This window comes from Mesorhizobium sp. M0848 (assembly GCF_040319805.1).
Classification (GTDB): domain Bacteria; phylum Pseudomonadota; class Alphaproteobacteria; order Rhizobiales; family Rhizobiaceae; genus Mesorhizobium.
Genome location: NZ_JAMYOM010000017.1, coordinates 1 through 12,807, shown reverse-complemented (window position 1 = coordinate 12,807; position 12,807 = coordinate 1). Strand labels below are relative to the sequence as shown.

Below are 12,807 nucleotides of genomic sequence, written 5' to 3'. Positions count from 1 at the left end.
GCAGAAAACCGGGCAATTCGGCCCGGTTTTTTGTTGTTTGCCTCTAATGCCTCGAGAAGGAGGTCTCTACGAGACCTGCTCGACCTGCTGCACTTCCGGCACGAAATGGCGCAGAAGGTTCTGGATGCCGTGCTTCAGCGTCGCCGTCGAGGACGGGCAGCCGGCGCAGGCGCCCTTCATGTGCAGGAACACCGTGCCGTTCTCGAAGCCGCGGAAGGTGATGTCGCCTCCATCCTGGGCGACCGCCGGGCGCACCCGTGTATCGAGCAGTTCCTTGATGGTGATGACCAGCTCCTCGTCGGCCTTGTCGTAGAACTCACCGGTCTGGCTGGTCTCTGCGGCCGGGCCAGCCTTGGTCATGACAGGCGCGCCGGACATGAAATGCTCCATGATGGCGCCGAGGATCGCCGGCTTCAGATGCTGCCAGTCGGGGCCATCCTTGGTCACGGTGATGAAGTCATAGCCGAAGAAAACGCCGGTGACGCCAGGAATTTCGAACAGCCGGCCGGCCAGCGGCGAGGCGACGGCGGCGCTGTCGGCATCGCGGAAATCGGCGGTGCCTTCCAGAAGCACTTCCTTGCCGGGCAGGAATTTCAGCGTCGCCGGGTTTGGCGTCGATTCGGTCTGGATGAACATGGCCGTCTCCGTGCCCGTTTGGGCATCTAGTTTGGAACAATTCTAAATAGGCTCAATTGGATGGACATTCAAGCGAAACGCATCGCCGGAACGGCTGGCTGGCGGAATGTTTTTTCGCGCCCAAAATCGGAGCGGCATCACCTGAAGAGCAAAATCTCAGGCCAGGCTGTCTATTTCCTCGTCCGACAGGTTCTGCGGCACGACAGTCACCGGGATCGGGAAGGCGGCACCCTTGCCGGCCACGGCGCCGACCAGCGGCCCCGGGCCTTCCTTGCCCGCACCGGCGGCCAGCACCAGGATGGCGATGTCCTGGTCTTCCTCGATCAATTTGTGGATCTCTTCCGTCGGCTTGCCTTCGCGCACCGCCATCTCGGGCTCGATGCCGAGCTTCTGGCGCACCTTGTTGGCATAGCTGTCGAGTGCGGCGCGCGCCGTGGCGTTGGCTTCCTCGCGCATGATCTTCTCGACACCCAGCCAATGCTGGAAATCGTCCGGCACGATGACATAGAGCAGCACCAGCGTGCCGCTGGTGCTCTGCGCCCGTTTCGAGGCATAGGCGACGGCGCGCTCGCATTCCGGCGTGTCGTCGATGATCGTCAGGAATTTCCTGCGATGGCCGGCTTCGCGGCTGAGGCGTTTGGAGACCATGTCTATCTACTCGGTGTCGTGCGGCCGCAATCTGCCACTGCGGGGGACCGGCGGCAAGCCGCCGGCCTTGTGCCAGTGCACCCGATGTCGCGATCAGCCCTGCAACAGGCCGATAATGTCGCGCACCGTCTTCATCGTCGCTTCGGCCAGCACGCCGGCGCGCTCGCCGCCATCCTTGAGGACCGCGTCGACATAGGCGCGGTCATCCGAAATGCGGCGCATCTCGCTGGCGATCGGCGCCAGTTTTTCCACTGCAAGATCGGCCAAGGCCGGCTTGAACACGGAAAACTGCTGGCCGGCGAATTCCTTGAGTACATCCGCCTTCGACATCTCGGCGAGACCCGCATAGATGCCGACCAGGTTCTCCGCCTCGGGCCGGCCGGCCAGGCCGTCCAGCTCGCTCGGCAACGCTTCCGGGTCGGTTTTGGCCTTGCGGATCTTCTTCGAGATGTCATCGGCATCGTCGGTCAGGTTGATGCGCGACAAATCCGACGGGTCCGATTTGGACATTTTCTTGGAGCCGTCGCGCAGCGACATGATGCGCGCCGCCGACCCACCGATGACCGGCTCGGTCAGCGGGAAATAGCCGTTCACGGTCTCTTCGCCGACCTGCATCTCGACGCCGATGCCAAGGGCCGCGATGCGGTCGGAGAAGTCGTTGTTGAATTTCTGCGCGATGTCGCGTGTGAGTTCCAGATGCTGCTTTTGGTCCTCGCCCACCGGCACGTGGGTGGCACGGTAGAGCAGGATGTCGGCAGCCATCAGCGAAGGATAGGCTAGCAGGCCGAGCGACGCGTTCTCGCGGTCCTTGCCGGCCTTGTCCTTGAACTGCGTCATGCGGTTCATCCAGCCGATGCGCGCCACGCAATTGAAGATCCAGGCGAGCTCCGCATGCTGCATGACCCGCGACTGATTGAAGACGATGTGCTTCTTCGGGTCGATGCCCGAGGCCAGGAACGCAGCGGTGATCGACCGCGTCTGGTCGGCTAGGTCTTCATGAACGAGTTGAGCTGTCAGCGAATGCAGGTCGACGACGCAATAGATGCAATCGGAGGTTTCCTGCAGGGCGACGAATTTCTTGATGGCGCCGAGATAGTTGCCGAGGTGCAGATTGCCGGTCGGCTGGACACCGGAAAAGACGAGTGGCTTGAAGGCGGTCATGATTGTCCTCATGGCTTGTGGAGGGCCGTATAAGCGTGATTCCGAAAAGTTGCAGACTTTTCGGAGCCAATCACGCGGCTGGAAACCGCGCGCGGCGAAAGTCTTGCGACGGCGCGCTTATGGACGAGAGCGGTGAGAGGATCAAGAGGCCATTGGGCCTTGGAGCAGACTACAAGGAACAGGGACAAGAAACCGGGAGTGTCTCAGTTTGAAATTTGAAATATGCAAAAGCACCTATATGCTTCGCGGAAAGCAGGGGCCGGAGACTTGGCGCGAGTTTGGAAGATTGTACGCCACGGGGCGCCCGATCAATGGGAGGATTCCATCCCAGAGAAGTCGCTGGCCGAAGGGCAATTAGTCGTGCTTCTATCGCGGCTAGCCGCGAGCCATCTGCCACCCGTCGCCACGACCCCATTGCCACGAAACGCTCCGCGCTTCCTACGTCGCTCACTGTCAAAAACGACCGCTTTGGCAACAAGCACTTCATCATGTACGCGAGCGGCAGCCGGGTGCATTACATAGCGACCTTGGAGGAGACGCCTTGAATGCCCACCGGATCTGAAGGTCAGAAGCGCCCCGCCGGCGTGGTCGGTATGCAAGAGGCACTGCAGCGCAGGCGCAGCCGCGAGACGCCGCTGGAGACCGCGGCACGGCTTCGGGCCGAACTCGGAATTGAACTGAGGGGGCAGGCGCGCAACACCTTGCCACCCTCCGTCTACGACGAATTGTCTGGAGAAGACTAATGTTTGTCGAAGCAGCCGCTATCGTCGCAATGAGGGGTGGGACATTGCAATAAATTCCGGCTCACGGATCTGGAGACTGTTCCCTAGTCGGCGGCGATCCTTTCCGTCCGACATTGCGCCGGATCATCCCGAAATCGGCGCCGCCGGTGGCAAACGCGGTGATGAAATAAAGCAGCGCCCCGCCGGCAACCAGCGACAGCAGCGTCGCCGCCTTGACCACCAGCGGCGAGCCCGGCCCAAGCCTGATGGCGAACCAGTGTTCGGCAAAATAGAGCGCAGCGCCCATCACCACGGCGGACAGCACCAGACGTGGAATGCGCTTCATCAGCGGTACGTCGCGGCCCCAATGGCCGCGCCGGATCAAGACGCCGAGCAGCATCACCGCGTTGACCCAGCCGGCGACGGCCGAGGCCACCGCAATGCCGGGCGCCCCCATCCGTGGAAACAGCGTCAGCGCCGTGGTGACGTTCACCGCCACCGAGATGGCGGCAAAGATCATCGGCGTGCGCGTATCCTCACGGGCGAAATAGCCTGGGGTGAACGCCTTGATCAGCACGAAGGCCGGCAGGCCGAGGCCGAAGATGGCCAGGATCGCCGCCACCGTCGGCGTCGATCCGTTGGCGGCGAACGCGCCGCGCTCATAGACCAGCCGCACGATCGGTTCCGACATCACCCAGAGTGCCGCGGCTGCCGGCAAAGTCAGGAACAGCGTGAACTCGACCGAGCGGTTCTGCAGATTGGCCGCCTCGATCAGATTGCCCGACTTCAGCGCCCGCGACAGTTCGGGCAACAGCACGATCGCCACCGCAACACCGACCACGCCGAGCGGCAACTGGTAGATGCGGTCGGCGTAGGCGAGCGAGGACACCGCGCTGTTCTGCGCCGAGGCGATCGCCGTACCGATCAGCTGGTTGATCTGGGTGATGCCGCCGGTGATGGCCGCCGGCAGCGCCAGGATCAGCAGCCGCTTGACCGCGGGCGTCATTTTGGGACGGCGAAAGCCGATCGAGATGCCGGCATGGCGCACCGCCACCCAGACGATCGCCAACTGCACCAGTCCGGCGGCAAGCACGCCCCAGGACAGCCCGTAGCCGACTGCGAGGGCATCCGAGCCCTTGTACCAGGCATAGGCGAGCACGCCGATCAGGATGATGTTGAGGAACACCGGTGCCACTGCGGCGGCGAAATAGCGGCGCAGCGAATTCAGCATGCCCGCCATCATCGCGCCCAGCGACATGCAGATCAGATAGGGAAACATGATCGTCGCCAGCGTCACCGTGGTGTCGAACTTCCCCGGCGTGCCGGCAAAACCCGGCGCCACCAGATAGCGCACGATCAGCGGCATCGACAGTTCCATGATGATCGTCAGCGCCAGCAGCGCCGTGAACAGCACGCCGAATACTTCCTCGGAAAAGCGCTTGGCGCCTTCGGTACCGTGGGTCTCGATCTCTTTGGCGAACAGCGGCACGAAGGCGGCGTTGAAGGCCCCCTCGGCAAACAGCCGGCGAAAGGTGTTGGGAAACTGGAAAGCGGCGTTGAAGGCATCGGCAACCGGTCCGGTACCGAGTGCAGCAGCCATCAGCATCTCGCGGCCGAAACCGAGCGCGCGGCTCATCAGCGTGCCGGAAGCGACCGTTGCGAATTTCTTGACGAGGCTCATGCTTTTGGGAACTGCCTGCGCAATTGGGACAAAGTGATGGTCGTTGTCACTCGGCCGCCGCCCTGGGCTTGCCGCCGCGTTCGGGCACGATGCCTTCGAGCGTTGCCATCAGCCGATTGCGGATGGTGGCGATGCGGGCCGGGCTATCTATCTTCTGGCCAGTGAGATCGGTGACATAGAAAGTGTCGATGACCTTTTCGCCGAAGGTGGTGATGTGGGCCGATGCGATGTCGAGCGACAGGTCGGAAAGCGTTCCGGTGATCTCCGACAGCAGTCCCGGCCGGTCGAGGCCCTCGACCTCGATGACCGAAAAACGGTTCGACAGCGTGTTGCGGATTTCGGCACGCGGTGGGATCTTGAACACCTTGGAGCCGCGCCGCGGCTTGGTGCGCTTCTCGATCATTTCCGGCAGCCAGCTCTTGCCCGACAGCACGTCCTCGATCAGCCGGCCGACCCGTTCGGCGCGCCGGCGCTCGTCCTCGTCGCGATCGAATTCTCTGCTGATCAGGATCGTGTCGAGCGCGCGGCCATCCGACGTCGTGAAGATCTGCGCGTCGACAATGTTGCCGCCGGCTCCGGCGCAAGCCCCGGCGATGACAGAGAGCAGGCGGGGGTGGTCCTGCGCCAGCACGGTGATTTCGGTCACCGCCTCGAACTGGTGGGTCTTGACCATGGTGGCAAGCTTGTTGCCTGACACGTCCGCTTCGCGGATGAACTCGGCATGGCGCAACTGGTCTGCGAGATCGACGGTCAAAAGGTAATTCTCGTAGTGTTGGCCGACATAGCGCTTGCGGGCCTTGTCCGGCCAGTCGGCAAGCGCCTCGGCCAGGCGCTCGCGCGCCGCCGCCGTGCGCTGCGCGCGCGACACTTCCGAAAACCCGCCGGTCAGCAGCAATTCGGTCTCGTAGTAGAGCGTGCGCAGCAGCTGGCCCTTCCAGCCGTTCCAGACACCGGGTCCGACGCCCCTGATGTCGCAGACGGTGAGGATCAAAAGCAGCTTCAGCCGCTCGACCGACTGCACGATCGCGGCAAAATCCTCGATGGTCTTGCGGTCGTTGAGGTCGCGGGTCTGCGCCGTCATCGACATCACGAGGTGGTTCTCGACCAGCCAGGCCACGGTTTCGGTATCGGCAGGCGACAGCCCCATATGCGGGCAGATGCGACGGGCGATCCTGGCCCCCGCCTCGGAATGGTCCTCCGGCCTGCCCTTGGCAATGTCGTGCAGCAATACGGCGACATAGAGCGCCTCGCGGCTCTTCTTCAGGCCCGGCATCAGCGTGTGCGAGAGGGGGTGGACCTTTTCGCCGTCGCCGCGCTCGATCTCGGCCAGCACGCCGATGCAGCGGATCAGATGCTCGTCCACCGTGTAGTGGTGGTACATCGAGAACTGCATCATGGCGACGATCTTGCCGAAATCCGGGATCAGCTTGCCGAGCAGTCCGGCTTCGTTCATGCGACGCAGATTGAGTTCGGCATTGCGATCCGAGGTCAATATGTCGAGGAACAGCCGGTTGGCCTCCTCGTCGCGCCGCAGCGACTTGTTGACCAGGCCGAGCGAACGGGTCAGCAGCTTGAGCGCGTCAGGGTGGAATTCCAGACCGTGCTTGTCGGCGAACCAGAACAGCCTGAGCAGATTGACCGGATCGCGCTCGAACACCTGGTCGTCGGCGATGTTGATGCGGTGGTTGTCGACAATGAAATCGGAGGTGCCGGCCAGCTTGCGTTTGCGCCTGGAGAAAGTCAGGAAGATGCGGTTGAAGCCAGGAACGTGCTTGGCCTGCTCCTCCTCGAGCGCCGCGCAGAAGATGCGGGTCAGGTCGCCGACGTCCTTGGCAACGAGGAAGTAGTGCTTCATGAAGCGCTCGACCGCCGACAGGCCGGGGTGTGTGGTGTAGCCGAGCCGTTCGGCGATCTCGCGCTGGATGTCGAAATGCAACCGCTCTTCGGCCTTGCCGGTGAGGAAATGCATGTGGCAGCGTACCGCCCACAGGAAATCCTCCGCCTTCTGGAACTCGCGGTATTCGCCCTCGGTGAAGACGCCCTTGTCGACCAGTTCCTCGCCGGTACGCACCCGATAGAAATATTTGCCGATCCAGAACAGCGTCTGCAGGTCGCGCAGGCCGCCCTTGCCGTCCTTGACGTTGGGCTCGACCAGATAGCGGCTTTCGCCGGCCTTGGCATGGCGGTCATCGCGTTCGGCAAGCTTGGCCTGGACATATTCGGGGCCGGTCGTGCGCACCACCTCATGATCGAACCGCAGCATCAGTTCATCATAGAGCTTTTCCTCGCCCCACAGGAAACGTGCTTCGAGGATCGAGGTGCGAATGGTGACATCGGTGCGCGACAGGCGCAGGCATTCGTCGATGTTACGGGTGGCGTGGCCGACCTTCAGCCCCAGGTCCCACAGCATGTAGAGCATGTATTCGACTGTCTGTTCGCCCCACGGCGTCTGCTTGTAGGGCAGCAGGAACAGAAGGTCGATGTCGGATCCGGGCGCCAGCGTTCCACGGCCGTAGCCGCCGACAGCGACGACGGCCATGCGCTCCGCCGAGGACGGGTTCTTGACCCGGTAGACATGGGTGACGGCGAAATCGTAAAGCGCCCGGATGATCTCGTCCATGAGATGCGACAGCCGCGCCGCGCAGGCGCTGCCGCCGCCATCGTCCATCAGCATTCGTTCGGCAATGGCGCGCCCTTCCGCCAGTCGTCCCTTGAGCAGTTGGAGCACGCCATTGCGCGCGGCCTGCCCTGAGCCATCATCCGCCGTGGCCGCGGTCAGCGCGGTCATCTCGCGGCGCAAGGCTTCGCCGTCGATCAATTCGTCGAGCTTCAGGGAGATTCTTGCCATATATCCAGTCGGCCTTGCCGTTCGGCGGCGTCTATAGCGCGTTTTCGTGGCGCTGGGTATGGGGCGTTGAAAGCCGGTTCAAGACCCGGTTGAGCTTTGGCTCGGATAAGTAAATGGAATAACCATTCTCCGCTTCAGTCGACAGAAATCGACAATGCGCTTGCCTATCCGCCGAGCCTCGGCTTTGACCTTCGCTATGGCTGTCTTTCTGCGTTTCCCGGTCCCGGCGGCGCACTGGATATCCCGCTTTTCCCTGAGCAGGCTTGGCAATTGGAGCGCCCTGTCGCCAAGGAACTGATCTTGCGCGCAGAGCGCAGGAACAAGCTGATAGATTGTCTCGCCTCGCAAAACCGAAAACTCGGGGTTGAAGACAAGGTCGTCGACAGCGATGCCGATCTCCTCGGTGGCCTTGATCAGGTCGAGCGCGGTTTGCCTGGAGATGATGTAGCCGGCGTTCCTATATGTCCAGCGTCGAGTTTGGATGTGGAAAAGCCGTGACCGATGTCAATGCGCTTGCGTCGGATCACGGTCTTGCAAAAATAGCTTTCGAGCTTGACGACTTCGGCATCGGCTGGAATCCAGTTGCTGTCGCGAAGCAATGCGCCGGCTTTCGCGGCAAAGACGATGTCGTCCTCGAAGATTGCCCCGTAGCGAGCGTCGCCTTGCGCTATGGCGGCCCAGCAGGCCCGGTGACTGAGCAGGCAGGCGATCTCGCCGTCAGTCAATGGCAGCCTGTTCCGATATCCGACATTTTGCGGCAGCTGGTCCAGGTCCGGCCGATCCCGTGCGTCGATGGCCTGAACGCGTTCGAACGGGACGCCGATGCGGGCAAACTCCGCCGTCACACGGGCAAGGCGATCGGGAGACCGATCGAGATTGATGACCAGACGCTTCATTGCCAAAGAAAATCTCACCCCCGGGACGCTCGCTCTCTAGCAGGCGTGGTGTTGCCGCGTGAGACTTTTTCTGGGGGAGGATGGACGCGCCGTGGACCGGAGAAGAAAAGTCGAAACAGCCCTTGACCTTCCAGTTACTGGAAGCCCTATCTCCACGTCACACGCCGATAAATCAAGGCATTTTCGAATGACGCATTCCGATCACGATCATCACGCGCATGGTAGCTGCTGCTCGACAAAAGGCGCCGTGCCCACCACGAAGAGCGTCGTCCGCGATCCGGTCTGCGGCATGACTGTCGATCCGGTCGCCGGCAAGCCGACGACCGAGCATGATGGCCATCCCTATCATTTCTGCAGCCAGGGCTGCCGCACGAAATTCGTCGCCGAGCCGGAAAAATTCCTGACGGCCACCGATCCGGTCTGCGGTATGAGCGTCGATCGCGCGACAGCCAGGCACTTTGCCCGCCACGAAGGCCAGGGCTTTTACTTCTGCTCGGCCGCCTGCCAGGCGAAATTCGAGGCGGAGCCGCAAAAATATCTCGGCGACAGGCCGGCACCGCAGCCGATGCCCAAAGGCACGCAATACACCTGCCCGATGCATCCCGAAATCATCCGCGACAAGCCAGGATCCTGCCCGATCTGTGGCATGGCGCTGGAGCCGATGGGCGTGCCGACGGGCGATGAAGGGCCAAATCCCGAGCTGGTCGATTTCACCAGGCGGTTTTGGGTGAGCGCTGTCCTTTCGGTCCCCCTTCTGATCATCGCAATGGCGCCCATGATCGGCTTGATGTTTGAAGGCCTGGTCGAGGACCGGACAAAGGTCTGGATCGAACTGGTCCTGGCAAGTCCGGTGGTGCTTTGGGCCGCCTTTCCCTTCTTCCACCGCGGCTGGGACTCGCTGGTCAACCGCAGCCCCAACATGTGGACGCTGATCTCGCTCGGCGTTGGCGCTGCCTATCTCTACAGCGTCGTCGCCACGCTGTTTCCGGACATTTTCCCGCATCAGTTCCGCGGCCATGGCGGTGCGGTGCCCGTCTATTTCGAGGCTGCCGCCGTCATCGTTGCGCTGGTCTTCCTTGGTCAGGTGCTGGAGCTGCGCGCCCGTGAAAAGACCGGTTCGGCGATCCGCGCCTTGCTCGATCTGGCGCCGAAGACCGCGCGGCTGATTGCCGCCGATGGTTCCGAAAACGACGTGCCCCTCGACGCCGTCAAGGCCGGCGATCGCCTGCGCATACGCCCCGGTGACGCCGTGCCGGTCGATGGCACGGTGCTGGAAGGGCGGTCCTCGATCGACGAATCGATGATCACGGGCGAGCCGTTGCCGGTCGAGAAGGTCGAGGGCGATGCGCTGACCGGCGGCACGCTCAACAAGAATGGTGCGCTGATCATGCGCGCTGAGAAGGTTGGCGCCGAGACGACGCTGGCGCGCATCGTCGAGCTCGTCGCCAAGGCGCAGCGCTCGCGCGCCCCGATTCAAGGGTTGGCCGATCGCGTTTCTTTCTACTTTGTCCCGGCCGTCGTCCTTGTCGCGATTGTCGCTTTCACCGCCTGGGCCGTGTTTGGACCCGAGCCCAGCCTGATCTTTGCCATCGTCTCGGCGGTGTCGGTGCTGATTATCGCTTGCCCCTGTGCGCTCGGCCTTGCCACGCCGATGTCGATCATGACCGCCACCGGGCGCGGAGCGCATGCCGGTGTGCTGATCAAGGAGGCCGCAGCACTCGAACGCTTCGCTTCCGTCGACACGCTGATCGTCGACAAGACGGGGACGCTGACCGAAGGCCGGCCGAAGCTGACCGATGTCGTTGCGGCAAACGGTTTTTCCGAGGAGGAATTGCTGGCGCTTGCCGCCGGTCTGGAGAAGGGGTCGGAGCATCCGCTGGCTGAAGCCATCGTCGACGGCGCCGCTACGCGCGGCGTGACAGTTGCCGAGGCCAGCGCCTTCGAGGCGGTCACCGGCAAGGGCGTGTCCGGTTCGGTCTCGGGAAAGACGGTCGCGCTCGGCAATGCCGCGATGATGGCCGACCTTGGCGTCGACATCGCATCCATCTCGGCCAAGGCCGAGGCGTTGCAACTCGAAGGCAAGACGGCGATGTTCGTCGCTGTCGACAAAAAACTGGCCGGCATCGTCGCCGTCGCCGACCCTATCAAGGCAACGACGGCCGAGGCGATCAAGGCGCTGCATGAAAGCGGCTTGCGGATCATCATGGCAACCGGCGACAATGAACGCACGGCCAACGCGATCGCCAGAAGCCTCGGCATCGACGAGGTCCGCGCCGGCCTGCTGCCGGAACAGAAGGCAGCCCTTGTCGAGGAACTGCGCGCAAAAGGCGCCGGCGTTGCCATGGCCGGGGACGGCGTCAACGACGCACCGGCCCTTGCCGCCGCCGATGTCGGCATCGCCATGGGCACCGGCGCCGATGTCGCCGTCGAAAGCGCGGGTATCACTCTGGTCAAGGGCGACCTCAACGGTATCGTGCGCGCCCGCACGCTGGCGCAGGCGACGATCCGCAACATCCGTCAGAATCTGTTCTTCGCCTTCCTCTACAATGTGCTGGGCGTGCCGGTCGCCGCCGGCGTGCTCTATCCGCTCACCGGCACGCTTCTGTCGCCGATGCTGGCGGCCGCGGCGATGAGTCTGTCTTCGGTGTCGGTGATCGCAAACGCATTGCGGCTGAGAACATTGAAACTCTGATCCAAGCCCCCAAATACGAAACCACTCAACAGGAGACCATGAATGACCTTGGCCAAAAAACTCGTGCTGCTGCTGATGGCGGCCGGAATGCTGGTTGCCGTCTTCCTCGAAAGCGTTCCGGCGCAGAGTGAGGAAATGAAACACGACATGGGCGCTATGGCGGCGGATGCGACCAGCCCTTCGACCGAAGGCTACAAGGCGGCGATGGACAAGATGCATGCCGACATGATGGCGTCCGACTATACCGGCAATGCCGACGTCGATTTCGTCAGAGGCATGATCCCGCACCATCAGGGTGCGATCGACATGGCCAAGGTCGAACTTGCCAATGGCAAGGACCCGGAAATCCGCAAGCTCGCCGAAGGCGTCATCGCCGCGCAGGAAGCCGAGATCAAGCAGATGCAGGCCTGGCTCGCCGCCCATCCGGTGAAGTAAGTCTTCAGCCATAGCCAGCGCGGCGAGAACGCCTCTGGATTTCTCGTCCAGCCTATGATGCGATCCAGCCCCAACTGGAGCCCGCCATGCCATCGACCATCAGAACCACCAAACTGCCCTCTGGCGAAGCAGTTCAGGTGCTTGGCCAGGGCACATGGAAGATGGGCGAGAATAACAATCGCCGCACCTCTGAGGTCAACGCCCTCAAGCTCGGCCTCGACCTTGGCATCACACTGATCGACACCGCCGAAATGTATGCCAGCGGCGGCGCCGAGGAGGTGGTGGCCGAAGCCATTGCCGGGCGCCGCGACGAGACCTTCCTGGTTTCGAAAGTTCTGCCATCAAATGCTTCGCGCGCGGGCGTGCAGCGCGCCTGCGAAAACAGCCTGAAACGCCTGCGCACCGACCGCATCGATCTCTATCTGCTGCATTGGCCCGGCAGCGTGCCATTGACGGAAACCGTCGCGGCCTTCGAGGCCCTGAAAAAGGCCGGCAAGATCCGCCACTGGGGCGTCAGCAATTTCGACACCGACGAGATGGAAGAGCTGACCTCCTTGCCCGATGGCGGCAGTGTCCAGGCCAACCAGGTGCTCTACAATCTGGTCCGGCGTGGCCTCGAATTCGACCTGGCGCGTTGGAGCCGGCAGCGCAACATTCCCTTGATGGCCTATTCGCCGGTCGAGCAGGGCGCGCTGGCGCGCAATGCCAGGCTCGACGCCGTCGCCGCCCGCCACAACGCCACGGCCGCCCAGATCGCCTTGGCCTGGGTGATGCATCAGGCCGGCGTCATCGCCATTCCGAAGGCCAGCAGCCAGGAGCACGTCCGCCAGAATGTCGCCGCGCTCGACATCAAGCTTACGCCTCAGGACATCGCCGATCTCGACCGTGGCTTTCCGCCACCGACGCGCAAACGCGGGCTGGAGATGATTTAGGCGCGCAGATAGCGAAGGCCCGTTCCGTCACACCCCCCTCTGTCCTGCCGGACATCTCCCCCGCAAGGGGGTGTTTGGACCGGAGACATCGCGAACAGGTGTGCGAGGACATCGCGAACAGTTTTGTCACTTATCGTCTGCAGAGGTTGAGGTCGA

General features: G+C 62.8%; 11 protein-coding genes. 5 read left to right on the top strand and 6 right to left on the bottom strand.

The genetic code is table 11. The features are described from left to right. Positions 1-66 precede the first annotated feature (66 nt). The 3 genes from NKH95_RS19870 to trpS form a co-directional block, all read right to left on the bottom strand. Entirely contained in the window at positions 67-636 is a 570-nt protein-coding gene (locus tag NKH95_RS19870) for a NifU family protein (protein WP_128302883.1), read from the bottom strand. Positions 637-792: 156 nt separating this feature from the next. Beyond that, positions 793-1,284, bottom strand: coding sequence for a universal stress protein (locus NKH95_RS19865; RefSeq protein ID WP_352892659.1), 492 nt, complete (start codon positions 1,282-1,284; stop codon positions 793-795). Between the two features lie 93 nt (positions 1,285-1,377). Beyond that, positions 1,378-2,445, bottom strand: coding sequence for a tryptophan--tRNA ligase (trpS, locus tag NKH95_RS19860; RefSeq protein ID WP_352892658.1), 1,068 nt, complete (start codon positions 2,443-2,445; stop codon positions 1,378-1,380). Positions 2,446-2,990: 545 nt separating this feature from the next. Here trpS and NKH95_RS19855 point away from each other — a divergent pair. Then, positions 2,991-3,188: a hypothetical protein gene (locus NKH95_RS19855; RefSeq protein ID WP_050592693.1), complete on the top strand. Its 198-nt coding sequence runs from the start codon at positions 2,991-2,993 to the stop codon at positions 3,186-3,188. A 61-nt stretch (positions 3,189-3,249) separates the two neighbouring features. Here NKH95_RS19855 and murJ read toward each other — a convergent pair whose 3' ends face one another. After that, positions 3,250-4,848: a murein biosynthesis integral membrane protein MurJ gene (murJ, locus tag NKH95_RS19850; RefSeq protein ID WP_352673416.1), complete on the bottom strand. Its 1,599-nt coding sequence runs from the start codon at positions 4,846-4,848 to the stop codon at positions 3,250-3,252. 46 nt (positions 4,849-4,894) lie between these two features. Further along, positions 4,895-7,696, bottom strand: a complete 2,802-nt coding sequence (locus NKH95_RS19845) for a [protein-PII] uridylyltransferase (RefSeq protein WP_352892656.1) — start codon at positions 7,694-7,696, stop codon at positions 4,895-4,897. A 96-nt stretch (positions 7,697-7,792) separates the two neighbouring features. On the opposite strand from NKH95_RS19845, the gene NKH95_RS19840 reads away from it, so the two are divergent. Further along, entirely contained in the window at positions 7,793-8,194 is a 402-nt protein-coding gene (locus NKH95_RS19840; protein ID WP_352892766.1) for a hypothetical protein, read from the top strand. Here NKH95_RS19840 and NKH95_RS19835 read toward each other — a convergent pair. After that, positions 8,110-8,592 (bottom strand): glycosyltransferase family 25 protein, encoded by a 483-nt coding sequence (locus NKH95_RS19835; protein WP_352892761.1) that lies wholly within the window; start codon positions 8,590-8,592, stop codon positions 8,110-8,112. The two genes, NKH95_RS19840 and NKH95_RS19835, sit on opposite strands and share 85 nt — an antisense overlap. 187 nt (positions 8,593-8,779) lie before the next feature. Here NKH95_RS19835 and NKH95_RS19830 point away from each other — a divergent pair, with 187 nt between their 5' ends. The 3 genes from NKH95_RS19830 (at position 8,780) to NKH95_RS19820 (ending at position 12,651) form a co-directional block, all read left to right on the top strand. Continuing rightward, positions 8,780-11,284, top strand: a complete 2,505-nt coding sequence (locus tag NKH95_RS19830; protein WP_352892654.1) for a heavy metal translocating P-type ATPase — start codon at positions 8,780-8,782, stop codon at positions 11,282-11,284. 42 nt (positions 11,285-11,326) lie between these two features. Next, positions 11,327-11,719, top strand: coding sequence for a CopM family metallochaperone (gene copM, locus NKH95_RS19825; RefSeq protein WP_128302887.1), 393 nt, complete (start codon positions 11,327-11,329; stop codon positions 11,717-11,719). Positions 11,720-11,805: 86 nt separating this feature from the next. After that, positions 11,806-12,651 (top strand): aldo/keto reductase, encoded by an 846-nt coding sequence (locus tag NKH95_RS19820; protein ID WP_128302888.1) that lies wholly within the window; start codon positions 11,806-11,808, stop codon positions 12,649-12,651. Positions 12,652-12,807 lie beyond the last annotated feature (156 nt).